Raw genomic sequence first — 26,345 nt, 5'->3', positions numbered from 1 at the left:
TGCAACCCCCGGGCGTCCGTGACGCGTCCCCCGGTCGGGACGATACACCAGACCCGTCACTCAGGGACATAGTTCCTCTACACAGCGTAACCGCAGGGAAGATCACCAGTACGCAGCGCAGTCACGGGGTGCCACCCGCCCTCCGCCTGCGGCGTCAGGTGGTGGTGACCACGTTGTGCAGCGGCTCCCCTGTGGCGAAGCGGAACAACTGAGCGCGCAGCAGCCGCTTGGCCCTGGGGAGAAAGGCGGAGGTGCTGCCGCCGACGTGCGGGCTGATGAGCAGGCCCGGCGCGTGCCAGAGCGGGTGTCCGGCGGGCAGCGGTTCCGGGTCCGTGACATCGAGTGCCGCCCGCAGTCGTCCGGACTCCAGTTCGGCCAGCAGCGCCTTGGTGTCAACCACGGGCCCGCGCGCGACGTTCACCAGCAGCGCGCCGTCCTTCATCCCGGACAGGAACTCCGCTCCGGCCAGTCCCCTGGTCGCCTCGGTGAGCGGGGTGGAGAGCACCACCACATCGGCCTGCGGCAGCAGTTCCGGCAGTTCGGCGAGGGAGTGCACCGGGCCGCGCGGGGAGGGCCGCGCGCTGCGGGCGACGCGGACGACGTCGCACTCGAACGGCGTGAGCCGGTCCTCGATGGCGCTGCCGATCGAGCCGTAGCCGATGATCAGCACGCTCCTGTCGGCGAGCGCGGGGTAGAAGCCGTCGTGCCACTCCTCCGCGTCCTGGCCGCGCACGAAGCGCGGGATACCGCGCAGCGAGGCGAGGATGAGCGTGAGGGTGAGTTCCGCGGTGCTCGCCTCGTGCACGCCCCGCGCGTTGCACAGGCGCACGCCAGGCGGCAGCTGCCCGAGGTGTCCGGCGACGTGGTCGGTGCCCGCGCTCAGGGTCTGTACGACGCGGAGGCCCGACATCCGCGGCAGCGGCCGTCCGGCGACCTCCGCCCCCTTCATGTACGGGACGACGTAGAACGCGGCGGTCGACGGATCCGCCGGGTATGCGTCGGCGCCGTCCCAGAAGACGTAGTCCAGGTCCGCGGGCAGCGGGCCGAGCTCCGCGGGCGGAATGGGCAACCAGACCTGGGGCCGGTGGTTCTGCAACGTGTCAGCCATGGTCAGGAGGCTATGCGACGCACTGTCCGAGGGGGACGTTACCTTGGTCCACGCCCCTGTCGGGGCGTCGTGAGGAGGGCAGGCCAGGTGGAGCGCAGGACAATCGGTGCAGCAGCTCTCGAAGTGGGCGCCGTGGGCCTGGGATGCATGCCCATGAGCTGGGCGTACAGCGCTTCGCGGCAGGACGGTGAGGAGTCCCTCCGGGCGGTGCACACGGCACTGGACCATGGGTCGTCCCTGCTCGACACGGCCGACATGTACGGCCCGTTCACCAACGAGCTGCTGATCGGGCGGGTGCTGCGGGAGCGGCGGCAGGACGCGTTCGTCTCCACCAAGTGCGGTCTGCTGGTGGGCGAGCAGCACATCGTGGCCAACGGGCGCCCCGGCTACGTCAAGCGGGCCTGCGACGCGTCGCTGCGGCGGCTGCAGACCGATGTCATCGACCTGTACCAGCTGCACCGGATCGACGCCGAGGTCCCGGTCGAGGAGACCTGGGGCGCGATGGCGGAGTTGGTGGCGGCGGGCAAGGTGCGTTCGCTCGGGTTCTGCGCGGTCGGAGCGCGCGGGAACCGGCGGACGAACAAGGGGGGCTCGCGCGGCGCGTCCGTGGAGGGGTGGCGGCGGGAGACGGGCGGGCGCATGCACGAGGAGACGATCCGGCAACTGGTGCGCGCGCAGCAGGTGTTCCCGGTGAGCTGTGTGCAGGCGGAGCTCTCGGTGTGGTCCACCGAGGCGCTGGAGACGCTGCTTCCGTGGTGTGCCGCGCGCGGTGTCGGGTTCATGGCGGCGATGCCGCTCGGCAACGGCTTCCTCACCGGCACCCTCACCCCGGGGCAGGGTTTCGAACCGGACGACCTGCGGGCCCGTCATCCGCGTTTCACGGCCGAGATGATGGCCGCCAACCAGCCGATCGTGGCGGGCCTTCGGCGGATCGCGGAGCGGCTCGGCGCGACCCCGGCCCAGGTGGCGCTGGCGTGGATACTCGGCCAGGGGCCCTCGGTGGTCCCGATACCGGGTACGAAGAGGGAGCGCTGGGCGGCGGAGAACGCGGGGGCGGCCGCGCTGCGGCTGGAGCCGGCGGACTTCGCGGAGATCGCCGGGCTGCCCGCCGTACGGGGCTCCTGGGACTGACCGCGCGGGCCGGGCCCCGACCCGAGGGGTCGCCGGCAGCCGGAGGCGCGCGGAAGAACCCGGAAGATTCGCGCGGCGCGGACCCCTTGTGTGCTGCAATTCCCCGGGGGTCGTCCCCGCCGTCCCAATCGGCGTCGGCACCACGGGGCGCAGCCCGGTGATGCCGACGCGGGACACCACGAGGGAGGACCCGCCGTGCACCGCCGTACCACCACCGCGACCGCCGTGACCTCCGTGCTTGCCGCCGCCGCGCTGCTCGCGGGCTGCTCGTCCCCCGACGGCGGGGTCCCGGACCCACCGACCACCAAGCCGCCGGCCACCACCACCCCGGCCGCCGGCCCCACGGCGACCACCGGCTCCCCGGCCTCCGAGTCCGCCGCGCCCGCGACCGGGACGGCGACGGTGACCGGAACCGTCGCCACCGGCCTCACCACGCCGTGGGGGGTGGCCGAACTCCCGGACGGGGCGCTGCTGGTGGCCTCCCGGGACACCGGGAAGATCCTCAGGACCGATCCGGTGACCGGCAAGACCGCCGAGGTCGGCTCGGTGCCGGGGGTGGCCGGCGGCACGCCGGGCGGCGAGGGCGGCCTGCTCGGGCTCGCGATCTCCCCGTCGTTCGGCTCGGACCGCCTGGTGTACGCGTACTTCACCACCGCCGACGACAACCGCATCGCGCGCATGCTCTACGACCCCTCCCGGCCGGTGGGCCAGCAGCTGGGGGCGCCCGACACGATCCTGCGCGGCATCCCCAGCGGCACCAACCACAACGGCGGCCGGATCGCCTTCGGCCCCGACAAGATGCTCTACGCCGGGACCGGTGAGAGTGGGAACCGGCCGCTGGCCCAGGACAAGACGTCGCTGGGCGGGAAGATCCTGCGGATGACCCCGGACGGGCAGCCCGCGCACGGCAACCCCGAGGCCGACTCCGTCATCTACTCGTACGGCCACCGCAACGTGCAGGGCCTGGCGTGGGATGCGCAGGGCCGGCTGTGGGCGGCGGAGTTCGGGCAGAACACCTGGGACGAGCTGAACCTCATCGAGCCGGGCAGGAACTACGGCTGGCCGGTCGTCGAGGGCCAGGCGCACCGGGCCGGATACGTCGACCCGGTCGTGCAGTGGCACACCGACGAGGCTTCCCCCAGCGGCATCGCCTACGCCGCCGGGGGCATCTGGATGGCGTCGCTGAAGGGCGAGCGGCTGTGGCGCGTCCCGCTGGACGGCACGAAGGCCGCCGCGGCCCCGCAGGCGTTCTTCACGAAAACCTACGGGCGGCTGCGTACCGTGGTGGCGGTGGAGGACGGCAGCCTGCTGCTGACCACCAGCAACACCGACGGGCGGGGCGTTGCCAAGCCCGGCGACGACCGCATCCTGCGGCTGAAGGTCGGCTGACACCGGGGAGGTGCTCGATGTTCAACCCTGTCGAGGAGCTGTTCGCGCCGGGGCGCAAGCACACCGACGACGAGCGGAACCGGTTGGCGCTGTCCCGCGAGGACACCGGCGACAACGATCCCGGACGCGGGTCGATAGACCTCGACTCCGGGACGGTCGTCATACGGACGGAACGGTGAACAGCCGCAGTCGGTGCGCCAGCGCCGCCGCCTCGCCGCGCCCCGAGACGTTGAGCTTGGCCAGGATGTTGGAGACGTGCACGCTCGCCGTCTTCGGCGAGATGAAGAGCTCCTCGGCTATCTGACGGTTCGTCCGCCCGTCGCTGACCAGCCGCAGCACGTCGCGCTCCCGCGAGGTCAGCCCCAGCGCCTCGGCCGGGTCGGCGGGCTCCTCCGCGACGGGGTGCGCCCGCGCGCCCTCCCGGCCGTCCGGCTCGTGCAGCGAGAGCCGGGCGCGCTGGGCGAGCAGCGCGACCTCGTCGGAGAGCGGGCGCGCGCCGAGCGCGGCGGCGGCCGTGTGGGCGAGCATGAGGAGCGCGCCGGCTTCCTCCCGGCTCGCCCTGGCCTCCCGTGCCTCCCCGGTCTCGTGCCCGGTGGCCAGCAGCGCCTCCGCCCACCGGTAGCGGCTCTGGGCCAGTTCGTACGGGCGCTCCACCGGTTCGAAGGCGCGGACCACCGCCGCCCACAGCTCGGGCGCGGCCCGGCCCTCGGCGCGGGCGAGCTCCGCCTCGACGAGCAGGGCGTACGCCTCCCAGACCGGCGCGAGCCGGGGCAGCGCGGACGCGCTCTCGCGGATGCGCCGCAGGTGCGCGGCGCGGTCCCGGTCGTCGACCGTCATCCAGGGGCCGTCCGCCTCGGCGGCGGCTCCGGCGGCCAACAGCGGCCACCAGTAGCGCGAGGTGCCGGGCACGAAGCCCGCGTCGAGCGCGTCGGCCAGGACCGCGCGCGCCTCGTCGAATCGGCCGCGCCGGACGGCGATCTCCAGCGTCAGCGTCCGGATGGGGACCAGGTGCTGCGGCTGCGTGTCGTGCACGAAACTGTCCCGCGCGTCCTGCGCGTGCTCGTCGGCCGCCGCGTCCTGTCCGCGGCGCAGCGCGAGGAAGCCCAGGTATATCGCCTGGCCGCCGGCCGCCATCCGCCCCGACACGTTGCGGCGGGACCACTGGACGGCCGCCTCGCAGCGTTCCCACAGCCCGAGGGAGAACAGCGACTCCCCCTCGTTGCCGCGCAGGTAGGCCCGCACGTTGCGGGTGGCGATCTCGCGGACGCGCTCGATGCCCTCGGACGCGACGGCGAGGGCGTCCCGGGACCGGCCCGCGCCCTCCAGGACCGAGGCGAGGTTGCCGTGGGCGCGGCCGGTGAGTCCGGGCAGCCCGAGCTCGCGCGCCTCGCGGCAGACGTCCTCGGCCAGCGCCAGGCCGCCCTCCACGTCCCCGGAGTCGGCGAGGAGCAGTCCGAGGGTCAGCCGGGCGTGCAGTTCCGTCTCGCGGGCGTCCACCAGGCGGGCCAGGTCCACGGCCCGCTCCGCCGTGGCGATGGCCTCCTCGCCGGATTTGTGGATCATCATCCAGGCGGCGGCGAAGGCGAGGACGTCGGCGTGGACGGCCGACGGCGGCATGCCGCGCAGGAGCTCCTGGGCGCGGGACACGTCCTCCCAGCCGTCACCGCGGCCCAGGTCCTGGACCAGCCGGGAGCGCTGGGCGCGGAACCAGGCGGCGCGCAGCGCGTCCTCCGCCTCGTCGACCAGCCGCAGCGCGCGTTTGGCCACGGCGAAGGCCCGTTCGGGCTCACCGCTCAGCCGGGCGGCGACCGTGATCTCGGCGAGCAGGTCCAGGAAGCGCAGCGGGGCGTCGGGGTGGCAGCCGCACGGCGGGTAGACCTCGGCGTAGTCCGCGGGACGCAGCTCGGCGCGGATCTCCTCGGGGGTGTCCTCCCACAGCTCCAGCGCCCGCTCCAGCAGCCGGTGCTGCTCGGCGTAGGCATGGCGGTGGCGGGCCTCGACGGAGGCGCGCAGCACAGCGGGCAGCGCCTTCGCCGGGTCGTGCGCGTAGTACCAGTAGCTGGCCAGCCTGGCGGCCCGCTCGTCGTTGCGGACCAGACCGGGGCCGGCCTCCAGTGCCTCGGCGTACCGGCGGTTGATCCGGCTGCGCTCACCCGGCAGCAGATCGTCACTGACCGCCTCGCGGACCAGGGAGTGCCGGAAGCGGTAGCCGTCGCCGTCCTCGGAGGGCAGCAGGATGTTGACGCCGACGCAGGCGCGCAGCGCCTCGATGAGCTCGTCCTCGCCGAGCCCCGCGACGGCCGCCAGCAGCGGGTACTCGACGGTGGTGCCCCCTTCGGCGACGATCCGCGCGGCGCGCTGGGCGTCCTCGGAGAGCGTTTCGAGGCGCACGAGCAGCAGGTCGCGCAGCGAGTCGCTCAGGCCGTGGCTGCAGCCCTGCTGGATGCTGACGGCGAGTTCCTCGACGAAGAACGGGTTGCCGTCGGAGCGGTCGAAGACCTTGTCCACCAGGTCGCCGTCGGGCTCGGCGGCCAGGATGCCGGTGATCTGGCTGCAGACCTCCGCACGGCTGAACCGGGACAGCTCGATCCGGCCGACCGTGCGCAGCCGGTCCAGTTCGGCGAGGAAGGGGCGCAGCGGGTGCCTGCGGTGAATGTCGTCGGACCGGTAGGTGGCCACGATCAGCAGCCGGCCGCGGTGCAGCGACCGGAAGAGGTAGGCGAGCAGCTCGCGGGTGGAGCGGTCCCCCCAGTGCAGGTCCTCCAGGACGAGGACGACCGTGCGGTCCGCCGCCACCCGCTCCAGCAGCCGGGCGGTGAGCTCGAAGAGCCGCACCCGGCCGTCGTCGTCCTGCGAGTCGCGCCCGTCGCGCGGCACCGTGTGGTGCTCGCCCAGCTCCGGCAGCAGCCGCGACAGTTCGCCCGCCTGGTTGCCGGCCGCGGCCGTCAGCTCGTCCCCGAGCTGCCGGTACAGCGAGCGCAGCGCCGTGGACACCGGCGCGAAGGGCAGACCGTCCGCGCCGATCTCCACACAGCCGCCGACGGCCGCCACCGCGCCCGCCGCGGTGGCGGCCGCGAGGAACTCCTCGCCGAGGCGGGTCTTGCCGACGCCGGCCTCACCGCTGACGACCAGGCCCTGCGGCTCGCCCGCATGGGCGCGGGCGAGCGCGTCGGCGAGGCGGGTCAGCTCGCGGTCGCGGCCGACGAAGACGGGACTGACGGACTGGGTCTGCACGGTGCTGAGCATCCCATGGCGGTCCGACAGCGCAGTACCGGTTATCACTTAAGACGCCGCGTGGTGCCGTACGCCGCGAACGCCGCGCAGTACGCGACCCACCCGGCCGGTGTCCGCGATCACCCGCCCCTCACGGCGTGCCGCGCGCTGCGCCCGGCGCTGGGCCTGACGCTCGCCGCGGCGGACGGCGACGACCGCGCGGGCCTGGTTCTCGTTCCGTGCCCGACGCTGGAGTTCGGTGGCGCGGACCCGGTGGAGTTCGAGCTCGTACATGGTGTGTTCCCCTTGGCTCAGCGGCTTGTTCCGCTGCGCCAAGCTTCGTCTCCGAGGGGGGTGCGCCACATCGGGCAGCTGCCCGAACTCCGGCCGCCGGGGGTCCTTAGGCCGGGTGCCGCGCGGGTGCGGGGGGCCTTAGTCCGCCCGCGAAGACGGTCCGCAGGACGTAAGGAGGCTCCGGATCACGACGCGGACGACGCCGGGAGCAGCGGCAGGTCCGTGAAGACGTCGAACCACATGACACCGGCGATCAGCAGGCCGAGCGCGCCGAGGATGAGTCCGCCCCACGCGAGCGCCTGGCTCCAGTGGTTCCCCGCCGTCGCGGGCCGGCCGGGACGGAACAGGACGACGGCCGCGACCAGGATGGCGACCACGGCGAAGATGCCGTTGAAGAGGGCCACGGTGTGCCAGGGAGTGCCGTACGCGGCGGCGAGCTGGGCGTGCGGGGTGCCGCCGGAGGACTTGATGTTGCCGATCAGCTGCTGACGGTCCTGCATGAGGTCGCCGATCCAGGTACCGGTGAGCGACGACAGGCCGAGCCCGACCGCGACGACCGATCCGGCGGCGGCCGCCAGACCGGGCGCGGACGGCGTCCCGGCCGGTTCGCCGTCAGCGCCGTCCTTGTCGCGGTTGTCTTCTTCGAGGTCGTCCTCGAGACCGTCCTCGTCACGGGTCTCCGGGTCGACGACGACCTGCGCGGGTACGTCCGGGGTCTCCGTCTCCGGAACGGTGGGGGCCTTGTCCAGTGCGTCGGTCTTCGTGGTGTCCATGGGACGAAACCGTAGGTTCCGTTTCTGAGAGGAACCTGAGAGCTCGCTGAGTGCGATCCCTCTGTTACGGCCTGGCACCTGCGCTTGGCCCGCCCGAGCCGGCGGCGGCAACCTGAACTCCCCCTGGCCGCACTGCTCTTCGCGGGACTCCAGGGGTCTGGGTCGTGTCGTCAAACTGGCGGTGTCCGCCCGGAGGGCGGGCCCGGCGGCGTCTGGGGCGTGCGATCGCACGGCGGAGGGTCACCCCTGTACTGGACGCACTGGGGTGAGCCCGACAACTGGGGGCACCCCCAGCGGTAGCTGGGGGAGAACCTGCGTGCCAGGCGTCGCGGAGCAACTCGCCGACGTCGGGCTCCGCCACTCCCTCCGGCCGCTCGGTCGTGCACGGCGACCTCTCTCCCGGCCATGTCATGATCGACGCCAAGGGCACGGCCGCGCTCGGCAACCCGATGCTCAGGAAGTAGGCGTGCGCTCCCGTTCGGCCGCCCGGGGTCCGGGCAGCCGGACGGACGGCTGGACGGGGGCCGGAGCCGGGCCGGCCGGTGGTTCGATGCTGATCCTGGGCAGCCGGCGGTCCAACCACGCCGGGAGCCACCAGTTGGCGCCGCCGAGCAGGTGCATGAGCGCCGGCACCAGCAGGGTGCGCAGGATGAACGCGTCCAGCGCGACGGCCGCCGCGAGGCCGATGCCGAACATGGCGATGACACGGTCACCGCTGAGCACGAAGGCCAGGAAGACCGCGATCATGATGATCGCGGCCGAGTTGATCACCCGGCTGGTCTCCGCGAGCCCGACCCGTACCGCACGCCGGTTGTCCCGGGTCTCCAGCCACTCCTCGTACATCCGGCTCACCAGGAAGACCTGGTAGTCCATCGACAGTCCGAAGAGCACCGAGACCATGATCACCGGCAGGAACGGCTCAATCGGCCCGGCCGCTCCCAGGCCCAGGAACTCGCTCCCCCAGCCCCACTGGAAGATCGCGACGACGATCCCGAAGGACGACGCGACCGCGGCCACGTTCATCGCCGCCGCCTTCAGCGGGATGCCGATCGACCGGAACGCCAGGAGCAGCAGCAGGCAGCCGAGGCCGACGACCGCGCCGACGAACAGCGGCAGCTTGCCGACGATGACGGAGGCGAAGTCGTCGTAGCTCGCGGTGGGGCCGCCCACGTACACCTGGAGCGAGGTGCCGTCCTCGGCCCGCGGCAGCACGTCGTCACGCAGCCGGTTCACCAGCTCCGAGGTGTCCCGGGACTGCGGCGCCGTGTCCGGCACGACGGTGATCACGCCGGTGTCGCCGCTGACGGTCGTCGCGGTCACGGAGGCGACGCCCGGGGTGTCACGCAGGGTCCGCGGCAGCTCGTCGAGGGCGAACCGGGCGTCCGCGCCCTGGACGTCGGCGACGAGGGTCAGGGGCCCGTTGGTGCCGGGGCCGAAGCCGTCCGCGAGCAGGTCGTAGGCCTGCCGGGTGGTGCTGCTGACCGGGTTGTTGCCCTGGTCGGAGGTGCCGAGGTGCAGGGAGAACGTGGGCAGCGCCAGGACGAGCATCACAGCCGCGGCCAGCGCGCCGAGCACCTTGGGGTGCCGTTCCACGAAGGCGGACCAGCGGGCGGCGAGCCCGGTGGGCAGCTCGGGCTGCGGGCCGTGCTCGGTCAGCTGCCGCCGCTCCCGGCGGCTGAGCGCCCTCATGCCGATCATCGACAGCAGGGCGGGCAGCAGGGTGACCGAGGCGGCCACCGTCAGCACGACGGTGAGCGCCGCCGCGACGGCGACCCCGTTGAGGAAGCTGAGCCGCAGGATGAGCATGCCGAGCAGCGCCACACAGACCGTGCCGCCCGCGAAGACCACCGCGCGGCCGGTCGTGGTGACGGCCTGCTGGGCCGCTTCGCGCACCGGCAGGCCGCGTCTGAGGCCTCTGCGGTGCCGGGTGACGATGAACAGCGCGTAGTCGATGCCCACGCCGAGGCCGATGAGCAGGCCGAGCATCGGTGCGAAGTCGGCCACGGTCATCACGTGGCCGAGCAGCTCGATCCCCAGGTACGCGGTGCCGACGCCCATCAGCGCGGTGGCGATCGGCAGGCACATGGCGGCGAAGGACCCGAAGGCCAGCAGCAGCACCACGGCGGCGACGCCGATCCCGATCAATTCGCTGAGGTGGGAGTTGTCGCCCTCGGTGGCCGCGACGGCGATGCCGCCGAGCTCGACCCGTAGCCCGTCGCCCCCGGCTGCCTTCGCGGTGTCCACGACGGCCTCGGCCTGCCCGGCGGCGATGTCGTCGGCCGCACGGTCGAAGGTGATGTCGGCGTAGGCGGTCCGGCCGTCATGGCTGATGCGGCCGGCGCTCTCGGCGCCGTAGGGGTTGGTCACGGAAGCGACGCCCGGCAGCTTCGCGATCGTGTCCAGGGTCCTGGTCATCCGCTGCTCGACGCCGTCGGCACGGACGCCGCCGGCGGCGTTCCCCTCGGTGTGCCAGACGATCGTGTCCGAGTCGCCCGCCTGGTGCGGGAACGCCTGCTCCAGCAGGGTGACCGCGCGGCCGGACTCGGTGCCCGGTATCTCGTAGTCGTTCGAGTAGGCGGAGCCGGCGAGGGCGGCGCCGGCGGTGAGGCCGGCGAGAGCGGCGATCCACAGCAGAACGACGGTGAGACGACGGCGGAGACACCACCGGGCGAGTGCGGCCATGCCTGCTTCCCTGGGATCTTGGGTGGATCTTTCAGGGAATGGCCCTCAAAGAACACTTCAGGTACAGCCGTCCACTCTTACAGCGACAAATGATCCTTTGGGTGTTTCGTGCGCTTACTCACAACGAAAGGGCGGCCCCTTCCGGGACCGCCCTTCCACCGCGTGCGCAGAACGTCGACCGTGCGGTCAGCCCTGCACGCCGAGCTTCTCCAGCACCAGCTCCCGGACGCGCTTGGCGTCCGCCTGGCCGCGGGTCAGCTTCATGACCGCGCCGATCAGGGCGCCGGCCGCCGCGAGGTTGCCGCCGCGGATCTTGTCGGCGACGGCCGCGTTGGCCGCGATCGCCTCGTCCACGGCCGCGCCCAGCGCGCCCTCGTCGGAGACGACCTTCAGACCGCGCTTCTCCACGACCTCGTCGGGACCGCCCTCACCCGCGAGGACGCCTTCGAGGACCTGGCGGGCCAGCTTGTCGTTGAGCGAGCCCTCGGCGACCAATGCCGTCACCCGGGCGACCTGCGCCGGCGAGACACCGAGGTCGGCCAGCTCCTTGCCCGTCTCGTTCGAGGCACGGGCCAGCTCGCCCATCCACCACTTGCGGGCCTGGTCGGCCGGTGCGCCCTCGTCGATCGTCGCGGTGATCAGGTCGATCGCGCCCGCGTTGAGGACCGACTGCATCTCGTGGTCGGAGATGCCCCACTCGGTCTTGAGCCGGTCCCGGCGGACCCGGGGCAGCTCGGGAAGACCGGCCCGCAGCTCCTCGACCCACTCGCGGGCCGGGGCGATCGGGACGAGGTCGGGCTCCGGGAAGTACCGGTAGTCCTCGGCGTTGTCCTTGATGCGGCCGGCCGTCGTGGAGCCGTCCTCCTCGTGGAAGTGCCGGGTCTCCTGCACGATCGTGCCGCCGGAGTTGAGCACCGCCGCGTGCCGCATGATCTCGTAGCGCGCGGCGCGCTCGACCGAACGGAGCGAGTTGACGTTCTTCGTCTCCGAGCGGGTGCCGAACGCCTCACGGCCGTGCGGGCGCAGCGACAGGTTCACGTCGCAGCGCATCTGGCCCTGCTCCATGCGCGCCTCGGACACGTCCAGCGCCTTGATGAGCTCGCGCAGCTCGGCGACGTACGCCTTGGCGACCTCGGGAGCGCGCGACCCCGCGCCCTCGATCGGCTTGGTGACGATCTCGATGAGCGGGATACCGGCCCGGTTGTAGTCGAGCAGCGAGTGCGAGGCGCCGTGGATACGGCCCGTCGCGCCACCGACGTGGAGGGACTTGCCGGTGTCCTCCTCCATGTGGGCGCGCTCGATCTCGACGCGGAAGGTCTCGCCGTCCTCCAGCGCGACGTCCAGATAGCCGTTGAAGGCGATCGGCTCGTCGTACTGCGAGGTCTGGAAGTTCTTCGGCATGTCCGGGTAAAAGTAGTTCTTCCGCGCGAAGCGGCACCAGGTCGCGATCTCGCAGTTCAGCGCGAGACCGATCTTGATGGCCGACTCGATGCCGATCGCGTTCACGACCGGGAGCGAGCCGGGCAGGCCCAGACAGGTCGGGCACGTCTGGGAGTTGGGCTCGGCACCGAGGGTGGTCGAGCAGCCGCAGAACATCTTGGTCTTGGTGCCGAGCTCGACGTGGACCTCAAGGCCCATCACCGGGTCGTACACCGACAGGGCGTCCTCGTAGGACTCCAGGTCCGTGACGGTCATTCCTATACCTCTCAGTCCGCCAGGACGTCGTCGTCGGCGAGGCTGCGCAGCTCGCGGACGAGCAGCGCCAGGCCGGTGGCGATAGCGGCGGCGCTGATCACGGCGTCGGCCAGCATCAGCCGGTCGTTGTCGCCCCTGGCGTTGCGCGCCTGCTTCATGGTGCTCACGGCGCCGAAGATCGTGGTGCCGATCGAGACGTACAAGCCGAGCTTGCTCTTCTTGAAGCCCTTGGCCTTCTTCAACGTGCTCACAGCGCGGGTGCCTCCTCAAGCAGCGGGTGGCCCCATCGTCCGGTGAGCGCGGCCTCGACCGCGGCACCGACCCGGTAGAGCCGGTCGTCGGCCATGGCCGGGGCGATGATCTGCAGCCCGACCGGAAGTCCGTCCTCGGGGGCCAGGCCGCACGGGATCGACATCGCCGCGTTGCCCGCCAGGTTGGACGGGATGGTGCACAGGTCGGCGAGGTACATCGCCATGGGGTCGTCCGCGCGCTCACCGATGGGGAACGCGGTGGTCGGGGTGGTCGGCGAGACCAGCACGTCGACCGTGCCGAAGGCGGCCTCGAAGTCGCGCGAGATCAGCGTGCGGACCTTCTGCGCCGAGCCGTAGTACGCGTCGTAGTAGCCGGAGCTGAGCGCGTACGTGCCGAGGATGATGCGGCGCTTGACCTCGTCGCCGAAGCCGGCCTCGCGGGTGAGCGCGGTGACCTCCTCGGCGGACTTCGTGCCGTCGTCGCCGACCCGCAGGCCGTAACGCATGGCGTCGAAGCGGGCCAGGTTGGACGAGGCCTCGGAGGGCGCGATCAGGTAGTACGCGGGCAGCGCCAGCTTGAACGACGGGCAGGAGATCTCCACGATCTCGGCGCCCAGCTCGCGCAGCAGCTCCACGGACTCGTTGAAGCGCTGCATGACGCCGGCCTGGTAGCCCTCGCCGCCGAACTCCTTGACGACGCCGATCCGCATGCCCTGCACGTTGCCGTTGCGGGCCGCCTCGACGACGGACGGGACCGGTGCGTCGATGGACGTCGAGTCCAGCGGGTCGTAGCCGGCGATCGCCTCGTGCAGCAGCGCCGCGTCCAGGACCGTACGGGCGCAGGGCCCGCCCTGGTCGAGGGAGGACGAGAACGCGACCATGCCGTAGCGGGAGACGCCGCCGTAGGTCGGCTTGACGCCGACCGTGCCGGTGACGGCCGCGGGCTGGCGGATCGAGCCACCGGTGTCGGTGCCGATCGCGAGCGGCGCCTGGTAGCTGGCGAGCGCCGCGGACGAGCCGCCGCCGGAGCCGCCGGGGATCCGGGTGAGGTCCCACGGGTTGCCGGTCGGCCCGTAGGCGCTGTTCTCGGTCGAGGACCCCATGGCGAACTCGTCCATGTTGGTCTTGCCGAGGATGACGATGCCGGCGTCCTTGAGGCGCTTGGTCACCGTCGCGTCGTACGGGGGGATCCAGCCTTCGAGGATCTTGGAGCCGACGGTGGTCGGGATCCCCTTCGTGGTGAAGATGTCCTTCAGCGCGAGCGGGACGCCGGCCAGCGGGCCGAGCTTCTCGCCCTTGGCGCGCCGCTCGTCGACCGCGCGGGCGGCGTCGAGCGCGCCCTCGGTGTCGACGTGCAGGAAGGCGTGCACCTTCTCGTCGACGGCGCCGATGCGGTCCAGGTGGGCCTGGGCGACGTCGACGGCGGAAGCCTCGCCGGTGGCGATGGCGGCCGCGGTCTCGGCCGCGGTGAGCCGGGTCAGGTCGGTCATGGTGATTAGTCCTCCCCCAGGATCTGCGGCACCTTGAAGCGCTGCTGCTCCTGCGCCGGGGCGCCGGAGAGCGCCTCGGCCGCGGTCAGCGACGGCCGGACCTCGTCCGGGCGCATGACATTGGTCAGCGGCAGCGCGTGGGAGGTCGGGGGGACGTCCTCGCCGGCCACCTCGGATACGCGGGCGACCGCGCCGATGATCACGTCGAGCTGCTCGGCGAAGTGGTCGAGCTCTTCGTCCTTCAGCTCAAGACGCGACAGCCGGCCGAGGTGGGCGACCTCCTCGCGTGTGATGCCAGGCATGCAGCGATCCTCTGGGGGTGAGTTCGATGGTTTCGCGGCCAATCCTATGGGGGCGGACCCCCTGGCGACGAAACGGTTACCACCGGGGGCGGCCGACGCGGCGCGGCGGCGGCGGTGGGCGGGCTCTGACGGGCCCGTACTACGTCACGGCCTGCCCGGAGGGCTGGTCCGCGTCCGCCACCGGTGCGTGCTCCGGTTCCGGCTCGCGCTCCAGCGCGTTGGGGCGCCGCCAGCCGTGCTCGCGGGCGCGCAGCCAGGCGGTGGCCTCGTCGGGCGGCATCGCGGCGGCGACCAGCCAGCCCTGGACGGCGTCGCAGCCCAGGTCCCGCAGCCGCTCCCAGGTCTCGTCGTCCTCCACGCCCTCGGCGACGACGAGCAGCCCGAGGGAATGTGCGAGGTCGACGGTGCAGCGGACGATTTCGGCGTCCTCGTTGTCGAGGACCAGCCGGGCCACGAACGAGCGGTCGATCTTCAACTCGCTGACCGGCAGTTTGCGCAGGTGGACCAGGGAGGAGTAGCCGGTGCCGAAGTCGTCGAGCGACATCTTCACCCCGTGCATGGTGAGCCCGGCCATGGTGTCGGCGGCCCGCTGCGGGTCCTCCAGCAGGACGTGCTCGGTTATCTCCAGTTGCAGCGAGCCGGGCGGGACGCCGTGCCGGGCCAGCCGGGCGGCGACCGCGCCCGCGAAGCCGGGGCTGTGCACATCGCGCGGCGAGACATTCACCGCGACGGGTACGTCCAGACCCATCTTGCGCCAGCGGGCCACCTGGCCCAGCGCCGTCTCCAGCACGTACTCCGTCAGCTGGGGCATCAGCCCGGAGGTCTCCGCCATGGCGATGAACTCCTCGGGATTGACCCGGCCGCGCTGCGGGTGCTCCCAGCGCACCAGCGCCTCCAGACCGGCGATCTTCCCGTCGAAGCAGACCTTCGGCTGGTAGTGCAGCTCGACGTCGCCCGTGTCCAGCGCCCGGCGCAGGTCGCCCAACAGGCCGAGCCGGTCCGGGGTGTTGCCGTCGCGGGTCGCCTCGTAGACCTCGACGCCGCTGCGGTCGCGCTTGGCCTGGTACATCGCCACGTCGGCGCGGCGCAGCAGTCCTTCGGCGTCCACCGCGTGGTCGGGGAAGACGGCGACGCCGGCGCTGGCCTCCAGCACCAGGGTCAGCCCGTCCAGGCTCAGCGGTGAGCCGAGGGCCGCCACCAGGGCGCGGGCGATGCGCTGGGCGCGGGTCGGGGAGTCGCAGCAGGGCAGCAGGACGGCGAACTCGTCGCCGCCCAGCCGGGCCGCCTCGGCGCCACGCGGCAGCGCGAGCCGCAGCCGGTCGGCGACCTGGAGCAGCAGCCGGTCGCCCGCCAGGTGCCCGAGGGTGTCGTTGACCGACCGGAACTTGTCGAGGTCGATGAGGATCAGCGCGGTGCGTTCGCCCTTGCGCTCCGCGTCGTCCAGCGCGATCCACGCCCGTTCCAGCAGCCACTGGCGGTTGGGCAGCCCGGTCAGCGGGTCGCGCAACTGCTCCTCGGCGCGGGCGTGCGCGATCCACAGCGTCGAGTCCAGGGCGATGAGCGGGACGGCGAACAGCGGGAGCAGGACCGGCATGTCACAGCCGACGACCAGGATCAGCGGGGAGAGTCCCAGCAGGGCGACGCCCACCATGCCCTGGCGCATCAGCGCGGTGCGGGCCACCGTCGGCAGACCGCCGCCGCGCGGGGCGACCGCGAACCAGAGCAGCGCACGCGTGGCGGTCAGATAGGCCAGAGCGGTGACGACGAGCGCGGGACCGGCCGCCAGACCCCAGTCCTCGGGGTGCCAGGGGGTGGCCACGGAGGGGTGCACGCTGAAGCAGGCGAGGGTCAGCGAGGCCGTGCCGACGCCCAGTATGTCCACGGCGCCGTGCAGCAGCGCCTGCCGCCACCGGTGCCGGCGCGCGGCACCGACCAGCACCACGACGGCCAGGCTGACCAGCACCGACGGCATCCAACCGTAGAGCAGCAGCATCGCCAGGGTGAGCGCCGCGCCGGAGCCGGTCCCGCCCCACCAGCGGTCGCGGCCCATCGCCACGAGGTGGCCGACGATGATGCCGGTGAGGACGGCGAACGCCCAGCCGACCGTGCCGCCGGGGAAGAGTGCCCGGCCCTCATGGACGGCCTCCACCACGCCGGCCGCCAGCGCGAGTCCCGCGACGGTCACCACCGCGGTGCGTAAGACCGCCGAGGGGAGTACCGGCGCGGCCGGCCAACGCAGCCGCTGCGCCGGTGCGGCGCCCTCCGTCGGTTCCATTCCCGTCCCTCTCGCAACCTGGTGCGACACCTGGGTCCACCGCGACCGTGCCCACGGCGGAAACCCGTAAAGGTTGCTGGAAGGTTCATGCCCTTCCAGCGCGCCTCTCAACAGTAGGCCGCAGAAGGCTGCGCCGGGCACCGATCGACGGTGGTTGCCCGAATGGGATCCGTGCACCCGGAAGGTGTGGATATAGGCCGAACGGGTGATGGGCGTCCGGTTATTCGTCCGGGTTGACCGCAGCCCCTCTGGCGGCTTCCGGACCCTCCGTCAACAACACCGCGAAGCCCGGTTCGTCGAGGACCGGGACCTTGAGCTGGACGGCCTTGTCGTACTTCGAGCCGGGGTTCTCCCCCACCACCACGAAGGACGTCTTCTTGGAGACCGACCCGGCGACCTTCGCCCCCAACGAGGTCAGCGCCTCCTTCGCGCCGTCCCTCGTGTGGCCGGCGAGGGTGCCGGTCACGACGACGGTGAGGCCTTCGAGCGGGCGCGGGCCCTCGTCCGAGCCCTCCTCGGTGAACTTCACCCCGGCGGCGCGCCACTTCTCGATGATCTCCAGGTGCCAGTCCTCGGCGAACCACTGCTTGACCGACGCGGCGATGGTCCCGCCGACCCCGTCCACCGCCGCCAGTTCCGCCTCCTCGGCGTCCTTGATGCGGTCCAGGTCCCGGAACTCCCTGGCCAGCGCCTCGGCCGCGACGGGGCCGACGTGCCGGATCGACAGCCCGGTGAGGATCCGCGCGAGCGGCCGCTCCTTGGCCGCGGCGATGTTCTCCAGCATGGCCAGCGCGTTCTTCTTCGGCTCGCCCTCCTGGTTGGCGAAGAAGGTGACGATCTTCTCCTCACCGGTCTCCGGATCCCGTTTGGGCAGACCGGTGTTCTGGTCCATGACGTACGACCGGATCGGCAGCAACTCCTCGATCTTCAGGTCGAACAGATCGCCCTCGTTCCTCAGGGGCGGCTCCGCCGGCTCCAGCGGCTGGGTGAGGGCGGCGGACGCCACGTACCCGAAGTTCTCGATGTCCAGGCACTTGCGGCCTACCAGGTAGAAGATCCGCTCGCGCAACTGCGCCGGGCAGTACCGGGCGTTGGGGCACCGCAGGTCGATGTCCCCCTCCTTCATCGGCTGCAGCGCCGTACCGCAGTCAGGGCACTCGGACGGCATCTCGAACTCGCGCTCGCTGCCGTCCCGCAGATCCACCACCGGGCCGAGGATCTCCGGGATGACGTCGCCGGCCTTGCGCAGCACCACCGTGTCGCCGATGAAGACGCCCTTGGCCTTCACGACCGCCTGGTTGTGCAGGGTCGCGAACTCGACCTCGGAGCCCGCGACGGTGACCGGCTCGACCACCGCGTACGGAGTGACACGGCCCGTACGCCCGACGCCCACCCGGATGTCCAGGAGCTTGGTGTTGACCTCCTCGGGCGCGTACTTCCAGGCGATCGCCCACCGCGGCGCCCGGGACGTCGACCCGAGCCGGCCCTGCAGCGGGATCTCGTCCACCTTGACGACGACGCCGTCGATCTCGTGCTCCACCGCGTCGTGCCGGTGCTCGCCGAAGTAGGCGATGAACTCCCGCACCTCGTCGAGCGAGCCGACGACCTTGTTGTGCGTCGCGGTCGGCAGGCCCCATTCGTGCAGCAGCTCGTAGGCGTGCGACTGGCAGTCGATGTCGAAGCCCTCGCGGGCGCCGATGCCGTGCACCACCATGTGCAGCGGCCTGGAGGCGGTGACCCGGGGGTCCTTCTGCCGCAGGCTGCCGGCGGCGGCGTTGCGCGGGTTGGCGAACGGCTTGTCGCCGGACTCCACCAGGCGCGCGTTGAGCGCCTCGAACTTCTCGCCGGGGAAGTAGACCTCGCCGCGGATCTCCACGAGCTCCGGGATCCGGTCCCCGGTGAGCCGGTCCGGGATGTCGGAGATGGTGCGGACGTTCGGCGTGATGTCCTCGCCGGTCCGGCCGTCGCCGCGGGTCGCGGCGCGGGTCAACCGGCCGTGCTCGTAGGTGAGGTTGACGGCGAGGCCGTCCACCTTCAGCTCGCACAGGAAGTGGTACGCGATGCCCTGCAGCTCGGCGGCGACCCGGTCGGCCCAGGCCGACAGCTCCTCGTCGGCGAACGCGTTGTCCAGCGACAGCAGCCGCTCGCGGTGCTTCACCGAGGCGAAGTCCGTCTGGTACGCCCCCGCCACCTTCTGGGTGGGCGAGTCCGGGGTGCGCAGCCCCGGATGCTCCTCCTCGATCGCCTCCAGCCGCCGCAGCAGCTGGTCGAAGTCGGCGTCGCTGACGACCGGCGCGTCATTGACGTAGTAGCGGAAGCGGTGCTCCTCGACCTGCTCGGCCAACTGAGCGTGCTGTTCGCGCACTTCGGCAGGAATGTCCACGGCGGTCCTGTCCTTCCTCACTCAGGGTTGTCGACGAGCGATCGTGCCGCCTTGGCGCAGTGCACCAGAGCGGCACGGGCATAGGCCGGCGAGGCCCCCGCCAGACCGCAGGAGGGGGTGACGGCCAGAGAGGTGCCCAGCGCCCCCGGATCCAGCCCCAGCCTGCGCCACAGCGCCCGAACACCACTCACGCTACCGGCAGGGTCCGACAATCCGGTGTCCGTGCCGGGCACGACACCGGCGAACAGCGCCGTGCCGCCCTCGACCGCCTCGCCGAACGCGTCCCACTCACTCTCCGTCAACAAGGAGAAATCGAACGAGACACCCGAGACCCCGGCCCGCCGCAGCATCCGGAACGGGACGTCCGGCGCGCACGAGTGCACGACCACCGGCACGCCGGCGGCCTCGATCAGGCCGCGGATCGTGTCCTCGACGACCTGGCGGTCGGGGGCCCGGTACGTCCGATACCCGCTCGCCGTCCGCACCTGCCCGCGCAGCACGGCCGTCAGCGACGGTTCGTCCAGCTGCAGCACCAGCTCGCCGCCGGGCACCCGGCGGCGTAGGTCCGCCAGGTGCAGCCGCAGCCCCTCGGTGAGCGAGCCGGCCAGGTCCCGGACGGCGCCGGGGTCCCCGAGGGCGGCCTCGCCGTTGGGCCGCTCGACGGAAGCGGACAGCGTCCACGGCCCGACGGCCTGCACCTTGAGCGGCCCCTGGAACCCCTGGGTGAACTCCTCCAGTGCGTCCAGGTCCTCCCCCAGCCAGGCCACGGCCCGCCGGCTGTCCCGCCCCGGCCGGTCCCCGAACCGCCATCCGCTGGGCTCCACCCTGGCGTACAGGTCGACCAGCAGACCGAGCGAGCGCCCGATCATGTCCGCACCGGGCCCCCGCGCGGGCAGCTCCGGAAGGAACGGCAGCGCTCCCACCGCCTCGGTGGCGATCCGCGCGGCCTCCCGCGCATCCCCTCCGGGCATCGACCCGACGCCGGTGGCGGCACCGGCGGGCAGCGTGAACTTCGTATCCGTACTCACACGCGAAGCGTACGAGACGCGCTGCCCGCGGATTCCCACCCCACAGCGGGGTTCAGCGCCCCGGGCGGATCGTCAGGTCGTTGATCTCCGCGTCGCGCGGCAGGTCGATCGCCGTGAGGATCGCGGTCGCCACCGACTCCGGGTCGATCCAGCGCGACGCGTCGTACTCCGCGCCCTCCTGGTGGTGCACCTTCTCCTGCATCGGGGTGGCGGTGCGGCCCGGGTACACGCTCGTCACCCGTACGCCGTTCCCGTGCTCCTCCTGTCGCAGCGAGTCCGCCACCGCCTTCAGGCCGTGCTTGCTCGCCGCGTACACCCCCCAGTTCGCGTGCGCGGCGAGCCCGGCCCCGGAGTTCACGAAGACCACGTGGCCCTGCGACATCCGCAGCTGGGGCAGGACCAGCCGGGTCAGCTCGGCCGGTGCGATCAGGTTGACGGCGAGCGTCTGCTGCCAGACCTTCGCGGTCAGCTCCCCGATCCCGCCGAGCTCGACGACGCCCGCGATGTGCAGCAGCGAGTCGAGCCGGTCCGGCATCGGCTGGTGGGCGAAGGCCCACGACAGACGCGCCGGGTCCGCCAGGTCGCCGACCAGGGTGCGGGCGCCTTCGAAGCGCGCCGCCAGTTCCTTGGCCCGTCCGGCGTCCCGCGCCAGGAGCAGCACCTCGTCGCCGCGGTCCAGCAGCCGCCGGGCGACGGCGGCGCCGATGCCGGAACCGGCGCCAGTGATCAGATGCGTGCTCACGCGTTCTCCTCCAGGTATGCCATGGCCTCGGCGCCGTCCTCGGCGAAGAAGACCAGGTCGCTCAGGGGCAGCGGCAGGAAGCCTTCGGCGTCCATTCGCTGCAACTGCAGTTTGAGGCCGTCGTAGAATCCGGCCGCGTTCAGCAGCACGACCGGCTTGGCGTGCAGGCCGTGCTTCTTCAGCTCGAGGATCTCGGTCGCCTCGTCCAGGGTGCCCGTGCCGCCGACCATGATGACGATCGCGTCCGAGCGCAGCAGCAGCTGCGCCTTGCGCTCCGCGAGGTCCGTGGTGATCACCATCTCGTCGGCGTTCTCGCGCGCCAGCTTGTGCAGGAACTCCACGGAGACGCCGACCAGCCGGCCGCCCGCCTCCTGCACGCCGTCCGCGACGACCTTCATGAGGCCGGACTCCGACCCGCCCCACACCAGGGTGTGGCCACCGCTGCCGATCAGCCCGGCGAACTCGCGGGCCGGTACGGTGTAGCGCTCGTCGAGGTCGGCGGCGGACATGAAAACACAGATGTTCATGGCCGCCACCCTACGAGGCGGCTCGCGCGGGTTCAGGCGCGGGCGGCGTCCGCGCGGGCGCGCTGTGTGGTGGCGATGGTCGCGGAGCCGACGACGCGGGTGCCGTCGTAGAGCACCACGGCCTGACCCGGTGCGATGCCCCGGACCGGCTCGCCGTCGAAGTCGACCAGCAGCTCACCGTCGACCAGCTCGGCGGTGACGGGGACGTCCTCGCCGTGGGCGCGCAGCTGCGCGGTGTACGTGGCGCGGCCGGTGGGCGGGGTGCCGCACCAGCGGGGCCTGATGGCGGTGAGCGCGGTGACGTCGAGCGCCTCGACTGGGGCCGACGGTGACGGTGTTGTTCACCGGCGAGATGTCCAGGACGTAGCGCGGCTTGCCGTCGTCGGCGGGGGTGCCGATGCGCAGGCCCTTGCGCTGCCCGATGGTGAAGCCGAACGCTCCGCTGTGGGTGCCGAGGGTGGCGCCGTCCTCGTCCAGGATCTCGCCCTCGGCGCTGCCGAGGTGCTTGGCGAGGAAGCCCTGGGTGTCGCCGTCGGCGATGAAGCAGATGTCGTGGCTGTCCGGCTTCTTGGCGACGGCGAGGTCGCGGCGCTCGGCCTCGGCACGGATCTCGTCCTTGGTGGTGAGGGTGTCGCCGAGCGGGAACATCGCGTGGGCGAGCTGGCGCTCGTCGAGCACGCCGAGCACGTAGCTCTGGTCCTTCGCGGCGTCCGAGGCGCGGTGCAGCTCACGGGTGCCGTCGTCGTTGACCACGACGGTCGCGTAGTGACCGGTGCAGACGGCGTCGAAGCCCAGCGCGATGGCCTTGTCCAGCAGCGCCGCGAACTTGATCTTCTCGTTGCAGCGCAGGCAGGGGTTGGGCGTGCGGCCGGCCGCGTACTCCGCGACGAAGTCGTCGACGACGTCCTCACGGAAGCGGTCCGCCAGGTCCCACACGTAGAACGGGATGCCGATGACGTCGGCCGCGCGCCGGGCGTCACGGGAGTCCTCCACCGTGCAGCAGCCGCGGGCGCCCGTCCGGAAGGACTTCGGGTTCGCCGAGAGGGCCAGATGGACACCGGTGACGTCGTGGCCGGCCTCGACGGCGCGGGCCGCGGCGACCGCGGAGTCGACGCCGCCGCTCATGGCGGCCAGAACGCGCAGGCGACGAGCGTCGCGGGGAGAGTCAGTCATAACCCCTCCAGAGTACGACGCGCCTCCGGCGAGGTTCGACGGGTTTCCACGCGCGGGACGTGAGCGTGCCCTCCACCGCTCCCGATCTGCCCGCGGCGAGGTGATCCGGCTAGTGCTCTGGGGCGGGTTGCGAAAGGGGCGCCGTTCGCCCGTGAGCGCGCTGATCCACCAGGGATCACGGGACAGCCCTTAGCTCAGGCCGGCTTTGCGGGCGCGGTCCACCACTGGGCCGATCGCCGCTGCCAGGGCGTCGATCTCGTTCTGGGTCGTGGTGTGGCCCAGGGAGAAGCGCAGTGAGCCGCGGGCGCGGTCGGCGGGGTGGCCCATCGCGATGAGGACGTGGCTGGGCTGGGCGACGCCCGCCGTGCAGGCGGAGCCGGTGGAACAGGCGATGCCCTGGGCGTCGAGGAGGAGGAGTAGGGAGTCGCCCTCGCAGCCGGGGAACGAGAAGTGCGCGTTGGCGGGCAGCCGGCCGGCCGGCGCCGGGTCGCCGTTGAGCACGGCCTCCGGGACGGCCGCGATGACCTTCCTCACCAGATCGTCGCGGAGCGCGCCGACCTCGTGGGCGAACCGCTCGTGCCGCTCGGCGGCCAGCGTTCCGGCCGTCGCGAAGGCGGCGATGGCGGGGACGTCCAGCGTGCCGGAGCGGCTGCGCTCCTGGCCGCCGCCGTGCAGCAGCGGGACAGGGGTGTGCTCGCGGCGCAGCACGAGCGCGCCGATGCCGTAGGGGCCGCCGACCTTGTGGCCGGTCACGGTCATGGCGTCGAGGCCGGAGGCCGCGAAGTCGACCTCGATCTGGCCGAACGCCTGCACCGCGTCCGCGTGCAGCGGGACGCCGTGCTCGCGGGCGACGGCGGCCAGCTCGCGCACCGGCATGATCGTGCCGACCTCGTTGTTGGCCCACATCACGGTCGCCAGGGCGACGGTTCCGGGGTCGCGTTCGATCGCCTCGCGCAGCGCGTTCGCGTGCACCCGGCCGCTCGCGTCGACCGGCAGCCACTCGACGCGCGCGCCCTCGTGCTCGACGAGCCAGTCGACGGCGTCCAGGACCGCGTGGTGTTCGACGGGGCTGGCCAGCACCCGGACCCGACGCGGGTCCTCGGCCCGGCGCGCCCAGTACAGGCCCTTGACGGCGAGGTTGTCGGACTCGGTCCCACCGGCGGTGAAGACGATCTCACTGGGGCGGGCGCCGAGCGCCTCGGCGAGCGATTCCCGGGACTCCTCGACGGTTCTCCGGGCTCGCCGCCCGGGTGCGTGCAGCGAGGAGGCGTTGCCGGCGACCGTCAGGTGCGCGGTCATCGTCCGCACCGCCTCCGGAAGCATCGGCGTGGTGGCGGCGTGGTCGAGGTAGGCCATGATGACGCCGATTCTACGGTCGTACGGGCCCGCGTCAGGCCAGAAGGGCACGAGCGAGCTGACGGGACTGCGCGACCAGGCGGTCCGCGCTGTCCCAGACCTGCGCGTCCTCCTCCAGGAAGCCGCCGGCCAGGTTGCGCGTGGTGATGGCGACGCGCAGCGGTCCCGGCGCGGGGCGGCAGCGGATGTGCACCGTCAGCTCGACGGTCGGCACCCAGCCCTTGATGCCGAGGTCGAAGGCGGTCGGCGGCAGGGCGTCGACCGTGAGCAGCAGGGAGAGCGGGTCGTGGTCGCGGCCGTCGGCCAGTCCGAGCCAGCCGCGCATGTCGCCCTTGCCGGAGGGGGCGCCGATCGCCCAGCCGGCGGTAGCGGGGTCGAGCCGCAGGTCGAGGCGCTGGATGATGGCGGTCGAGCCGTCGATGGCGGTGCTGCCCGCGGGCGCCGCGTCGGCGCCGAAGCACTCCCCGTAGGGCGGTATCGGCGGTACGGCGGCGGTCGTGCGCACATCGTCCGGCAGCGCGTCGAGGTCGCCGTAGGCCGCCACGACGCGCATCCGCTCGACCTCGCGGCCCTCGGAGTCGGTCTGGAAGAGCGACGCCTGGCCGGTGGAGAGCGTGCGCCCGGCGCGGACGGTCTCGGTGCGGACCGTCGCGGGGCCCGGCTGGGACGCGGTGAGGTAGTGCGCGGTGACGGTGAAGGGGTCGGAGTGCGGCAGCGCCTGCTGGAGGGCGCGGCCGATCACGGCGAGCAGGTACCCGCCGTTGACGGCCTGGATGATGGTCCAGCCCGCCGAGAGGTCGGCGTCGTAGACGCCCGGCTCGCCGGGTCGCGGGACGACCGCCGTGTCCCGGTCGAATTCGCTGTCGCCGATGGTCGCCTGAGCTGTCGCATGTGCCATGGCCGCATGTTACCCACGAGTAGCCCCGCCTTGTCCAGAACTGGCCCCTGTCTGCAACGCCCTTGACACAGATGGGCCCGCTCCCTAGTTTCCAACCAAGTACATGACTCGGGTTCATATACATGACGGAGTGCACAGTGGGACGACGTGTAGTGGTGTCCGGCGGCGGCACAGGCATCGGGCTCGCGACCGCGGAGGCGTTCGCCGCCGACGGCGACCGGGTCGTCATCATCGGCCGGCGCGCCGAGCTGCTGCGGGAGACGGCGGACAAGCTCAACGCCACGCACGGGGAGGGGCTGGTCAGCTGGACCGCCGCCGACCTCGGCGACCCGGAGCAGGTCCGGGAGGCGGCGCGGTTCATCGAGGGCGACGGCCCGGTCGACGTGATCGTCACCAACGCGGGCGGAAACGTCGCCTCGGCCACGGACGGAACGCTGGAGGGCATCGCGGCCGGCTACCGCAGGAACTTCGAGGCCAACGTGCTCACCGCGGTGCTGCTGACCGAGGCGCTGCTGCCGCAGCTCCGGCGGCCGGGCGGACGCATCGTGCACCTGTCCTCGATCGCCGCGCTGCGCGGCCCCGGCTCCTACGGCGGCGCCAAGGCGGCCCTGCACGCCTACACCTTCGAGCTGGCGCAGCGGCTGGGCACCGACGGGGTGACGGCCAACGCCGTGGCACCCGGCTTCGTCGGTGATACCGAGTTCTTCGGCGACCGGGCGACGCCCGACTTCGTCGCGTCGCGGGTCTCCCAGACCCTGACGGGGCAGCCCGGCACCCCGAACGAGATCGCGGCGGCCATCCGGTACCTCGCCTCCCCCGAGGCGGCGTACGTCACCGGCCAGATCCTGCACATCAACGGTGGCGCGGCGCTGGGCCGGTAGGCGCCCCTACGCCGTCCCCCACCGCTACACCGCCTCCCCCGCCTCCTCCTCGCTCGTCGCCCTGCTCCTGCGGTGCCAGGCCCGGGGCGCGCGCCAGCCGAAGTACATGGCGCACAGCCGCAGCACGAAGGCGCTGACGACGGCGGCGCCGCTGGTGACGCCGTTGAGCGCGTCAAACCTGATCAGCAGCGCCGCCATGATCGCGCCGGCCATGGCGGGCACCGCGTACAGGTCGCGGTCCCAGCGGAGCAGGGACGGCACCTCGTTGGCGAGGAGGTCGCGCAGCACACCCCCGCCCGCCGCCGTGGCGAGGCCCAGGGCGGCGGACGGAACCAGACCGAGGCCGTAGTCGTGTGCCTTGACGGTGCCGGCGACGCAGAACAGGCCGAGCCCGGCGGCGTCGAAGACGTTGACGGTGGTGTTGATCCGCTCGACCTCGGGGTGCAGGAAGAACACCAGCACCGTCGCGAAGAGCGGGGTGCTGAAGTACCCGAGGTCGCTGAAGGCGGCGGGCGGCACCGCGCCGATCATCAGGTCGCGGAGGATCCCTCCGCCCAGCGCGGTCACCTCGGCGAGTACGGCCATGCCGAACACGTCGTAGTTCTTGCGGACGGCGGCCAGCGCGCCCGAGATCGCGAAGACGAAGATGCCGACGATGTCGAGCGTGTGCTGGACGGAGGGGGAGAAGAGATCCGAGATCACGCCATATGTTCTCCTACGGCGGGACCGGGTCCTCCGACGGCAGGGTTGGAGG

23 protein-coding genes are annotated in these 26,345 nt (G+C 72.3%); 4 read left to right on the top strand and 19 right to left on the bottom strand.

The annotated features are described in order from the left end of the window. Positions 1-154: 154 nt before the first annotated feature. Positions 155-1,108, bottom strand: coding sequence for a 2-hydroxyacid dehydrogenase (locus M2266_RS25265; RefSeq protein WP_277440254.1), 954 nt, complete (start codon positions 1,106-1,108; stop codon positions 155-157). An 87-nt stretch (positions 1,109-1,195) separates the two neighbouring features. On the opposite strand from M2266_RS25265, the gene M2266_RS25260 reads away from it, so the two are divergent. The 3 genes from M2266_RS25260 to M2266_RS25250 all read left to right on the top strand — a co-directional run bounded on the left by M2266_RS25260 (position 1,196) and on the right by M2266_RS25250 (position 3,807). Beyond that, positions 1,196-2,239, top strand: coding sequence for an aldo/keto reductase (locus M2266_RS25260; RefSeq protein ID WP_277440253.1), 1,044 nt, complete (start codon positions 1,196-1,198; stop codon positions 2,237-2,239). Positions 2,240-2,464: 225 nt separating this feature from the next. Then, the gene (locus M2266_RS25255) at positions 2,465-3,628 is read left to right on the top strand and encodes a PQQ-dependent sugar dehydrogenase (RefSeq protein ID WP_277441346.1); all 1,164 of its coding nucleotides are present in this window, start codon (positions 2,465-2,467) and stop codon (positions 3,626-3,628) included. Between the two features lie 17 nt (positions 3,629-3,645). Beyond that, on the top strand, positions 3,646-3,807 hold the full coding sequence (locus M2266_RS25250; RefSeq protein ID WP_277440252.1) for a DUF6191 domain-containing protein: 162 nt from the start codon (positions 3,646-3,648) through the stop codon (positions 3,805-3,807). On the opposite strand, the gene M2266_RS25245 is transcribed toward M2266_RS25250, so the two are convergent. The 17 genes from M2266_RS25245 to M2266_RS25170 all read right to left on the bottom strand — a co-directional run bounded on the left by M2266_RS25245 (position 3,788) and on the right by M2266_RS25170 (position 24,710). Next, positions 3,788-6,874, bottom strand: a complete 3,087-nt coding sequence (locus M2266_RS25245) for a helix-turn-helix transcriptional regulator (RefSeq protein WP_277440251.1) — start codon at positions 6,872-6,874, stop codon at positions 3,788-3,790. The two genes, M2266_RS25250 and M2266_RS25245, sit on opposite strands and share 20 nt — an antisense overlap. A gap of 36 nt (positions 6,875-6,910) precedes the next feature. Beyond that, positions 6,911-7,135, bottom strand: coding sequence for a hypothetical protein (locus tag M2266_RS25240; RefSeq protein ID WP_277440250.1), 225 nt, complete (start codon positions 7,133-7,135; stop codon positions 6,911-6,913). A 185-nt stretch (positions 7,136-7,320) separates the two neighbouring features. Then, positions 7,321-7,908, bottom strand: coding sequence for a hypothetical protein (locus M2266_RS25235; RefSeq protein ID WP_277440249.1), 588 nt, complete (start codon positions 7,906-7,908; stop codon positions 7,321-7,323). 453 nt (positions 7,909-8,361) lie between these two features. Then, entirely contained in the window at positions 8,362-10,590 is a 2,229-nt protein-coding gene (locus M2266_RS25230) for an MMPL family transporter (protein ID WP_277440248.1), read from the bottom strand. A gap of 186 nt (positions 10,591-10,776) precedes the next feature. Further along, positions 10,777-12,285 carry an Asp-tRNA(Asn)/Glu-tRNA(Gln) amidotransferase subunit GatB gene (gene gatB / locus M2266_RS25225; protein ID WP_277440247.1) on the bottom strand — a complete coding sequence of 503 codons (1,509 nt, stop codon included), beginning with the start codon at positions 12,283-12,285 and terminating at the stop codon, positions 10,777-10,779. Positions 12,286-12,296: 11 nt separating this feature from the next. Next, entirely contained in the window at positions 12,297-12,536 is a 240-nt protein-coding gene (locus tag M2266_RS25220; RefSeq protein ID WP_277440246.1) for a hypothetical protein, read from the bottom strand. Further along, complete coding sequence (gene gatA / locus M2266_RS25215; protein ID WP_277440245.1) at positions 12,533-14,026, bottom strand: Asp-tRNA(Asn)/Glu-tRNA(Gln) amidotransferase subunit GatA; 1,494 nt, start codon at positions 14,024-14,026, stop codon at positions 12,533-12,535. The genes M2266_RS25220 and gatA overlap by 4 nt, the downstream gene beginning before the upstream one ends. A 5-nt stretch (positions 14,027-14,031) precedes the next feature. Then, entirely contained in the window at positions 14,032-14,328 is a 297-nt protein-coding gene (gene gatC, locus M2266_RS25210; protein ID WP_138354932.1) for an Asp-tRNA(Asn)/Glu-tRNA(Gln) amidotransferase subunit GatC, read from the bottom strand. Positions 14,329-14,467: 139 nt separating this feature from the next. Beyond that, positions 14,468-16,603, bottom strand: coding sequence for a bifunctional diguanylate cyclase/phosphodiesterase (locus tag M2266_RS25205; protein WP_277440244.1), 2,136 nt, complete (start codon positions 16,601-16,603; stop codon positions 14,468-14,470). A gap of 220 nt (positions 16,604-16,823) precedes the next feature. Next, complete coding sequence (gene ligA, locus M2266_RS25200) at positions 16,824-18,986, bottom strand: NAD-dependent DNA ligase LigA (protein ID WP_277440243.1); 2,163 nt, start codon at positions 18,984-18,986, stop codon at positions 16,824-16,826. Between the two features lie 17 nt (positions 18,987-19,003). Then, positions 19,004-20,014 (bottom strand): methionine synthase, encoded by a 1,011-nt coding sequence (locus M2266_RS25195; protein WP_277440242.1) that lies wholly within the window; start codon positions 20,012-20,014, stop codon positions 19,004-19,006. A gap of 52 nt (positions 20,015-20,066) precedes the next feature. Beyond that, positions 20,067-20,756: an SDR family oxidoreductase gene (locus tag M2266_RS25190; RefSeq protein ID WP_277440241.1), complete on the bottom strand. Its 690-nt coding sequence runs from the start codon at positions 20,754-20,756 to the stop codon at positions 20,067-20,069. Beyond that, positions 20,753-21,283, bottom strand: coding sequence for a TIGR00730 family Rossman fold protein (locus M2266_RS25185; RefSeq protein WP_277440240.1), 531 nt, complete (start codon positions 21,281-21,283; stop codon positions 20,753-20,755). Before M2266_RS25185 ends, M2266_RS25190 begins: the two co-directional genes overlap by 4 nt. Before the next feature lie 32 nt (positions 21,284-21,315). Beyond that, on the bottom strand, positions 21,316-21,567 hold the full coding sequence (locus M2266_RS32455) for an aminomethyltransferase beta-barrel domain-containing protein (protein WP_346780960.1): 252 nt from the start codon (positions 21,565-21,567) through the stop codon (positions 21,316-21,318). Continuing rightward, positions 21,458-22,456 (bottom strand): tRNA 2-thiouridine(34) synthase MnmA, encoded by a 999-nt coding sequence (gene mnmA / locus M2266_RS25180; protein ID WP_346780930.1) that lies wholly within the window; start codon positions 22,454-22,456, stop codon positions 21,458-21,460. Before mnmA ends, M2266_RS32455 begins: the two co-directional genes overlap by 110 nt. A 189-nt stretch (positions 22,457-22,645) precedes the next feature. Next, on the bottom strand, positions 22,646-23,812 hold the full coding sequence (locus tag M2266_RS25175) for a cysteine desulfurase family protein (protein WP_277440239.1): 1,167 nt from the start codon (positions 23,810-23,812) through the stop codon (positions 22,646-22,648). A gap of 34 nt (positions 23,813-23,846) precedes the next feature. Further along, a complete protein-coding gene (locus tag M2266_RS25170; RefSeq protein WP_277440238.1) occupies positions 23,847-24,710 on the bottom strand; it encodes a thioesterase family protein in 864 nt (287 codons plus the stop codon). Between the two features lie 137 nt (positions 24,711-24,847). On the opposite strand from M2266_RS25170, the gene M2266_RS25165 reads away from it, so the two are divergent. Next, the gene (locus tag M2266_RS25165; protein WP_277440237.1) at positions 24,848-25,591 is read left to right on the top strand and encodes an SDR family oxidoreductase; all 744 of its coding nucleotides are present in this window, start codon (positions 24,848-24,850) and stop codon (positions 25,589-25,591) included. A gap of 24 nt (positions 25,592-25,615) precedes the next feature. Here the strand turns inward: M2266_RS25165 and M2266_RS25160 are convergent, their stop codons facing one another. Further along, entirely contained in the window at positions 25,616-26,293 is a 678-nt protein-coding gene (locus tag M2266_RS25160) for a trimeric intracellular cation channel family protein (protein WP_277440236.1), read from the bottom strand. Between the last annotated feature and the right edge of the window lie 52 nt (positions 26,294-26,345).

Origin of the sequence: Streptomyces sp. SPB162 (assembly GCF_029504575.1) — a bacterium.
Classification (GTDB): Bacteria; Actinomycetota; Actinomycetes; order Streptomycetales; family Streptomycetaceae; genus Actinacidiphila.
The sequence above is the reverse complement of the archived record's forward strand: the minus strand, read 5'-3'. Positions and strand labels throughout refer to the sequence as shown.

What these genes read in the sequence shown, in the direction of transcription:
- M2266_RS25265 (WP_277440254.1), bottom strand. Translation starts at nt 1,108, where the DNA reads ATGGCTGACACGTTGCAGAACCACCGGCCCCAGGTCTGGTTGCCCATT.
- M2266_RS25250 (WP_277440252.1), top strand. Translation starts at nt 3,646, where the DNA reads ATGTTCAACCCTGTCGAGGAGCTGTTCGCGCCGGGGCGCAAGCACACC.
- M2266_RS25245 (WP_277440251.1), bottom strand. Translation starts at nt 6,874, where the DNA reads ATGCTCAGCACCGTGCAGACCCAGTCCGTCAGTCCCGTCTTCGTCGGC.
- M2266_RS25240 (WP_277440250.1), bottom strand. Translation starts at nt 7,135, where the DNA reads ATGTACGAGCTCGAACTCCACCGGGTCCGCGCCACCGAACTCCAGCGT.
- M2266_RS25235 (WP_277440249.1), bottom strand. Translation starts at nt 7,908, where the DNA reads ATGGACACCACGAAGACCGACGCACTGGACAAGGCCCCCACCGTTCCG.
- M2266_RS25230 (WP_277440248.1), bottom strand. Translation starts at nt 10,590, where the DNA reads ATGGCCGCACTCGCCCGGTGGTGTCTCCGCCGTCGTCTCACCGTCGTT.
- gatB (WP_277440247.1), bottom strand. Translation starts at nt 12,285, where the DNA reads ATGACCGTCACGGACCTGGAGTCCTACGAGGACGCCCTGTCGGTGTAC.
- gatA (WP_277440245.1), bottom strand. Translation starts at nt 14,026, where the DNA reads ATGACCGACCTGACCCGGCTCACCGCGGCCGAGACCGCGGCCGCCATC.
- gatC (WP_138354932.1), bottom strand. Translation starts at nt 14,328, where the DNA reads ATGCCTGGCATCACACGCGAGGAGGTCGCCCACCTCGGCCGGCTGTCG.
- M2266_RS25205 (WP_277440244.1), bottom strand. Translation starts at nt 16,603, where the DNA reads ATGGAACCGACGGAGGGCGCCGCACCGGCGCAGCGGCTGCGTTGGCCG.
- M2266_RS25185 (WP_277440240.1), bottom strand. Translation starts at nt 21,283, where the DNA reads ATGAACATCTGTGTTTTCATGTCCGCCGCCGACCTCGACGAGCGCTAC.
- mnmA (WP_346780930.1), bottom strand. Translation starts at nt 22,456, where the DNA reads ATGACTGACTCTCCCCGCGACGCTCGTCGCCTGCGCGTTCTGGCCGCC.
- M2266_RS25175 (WP_277440239.1), bottom strand. Translation starts at nt 23,812, where the DNA reads ATGGCCTACCTCGACCACGCCGCCACCACGCCGATGCTTCCGGAGGCG.
- M2266_RS25170 (WP_277440238.1), bottom strand. Translation starts at nt 24,710, where the DNA reads ATGGCACATGCGACAGCTCAGGCGACCATCGGCGACAGCGAATTCGAC.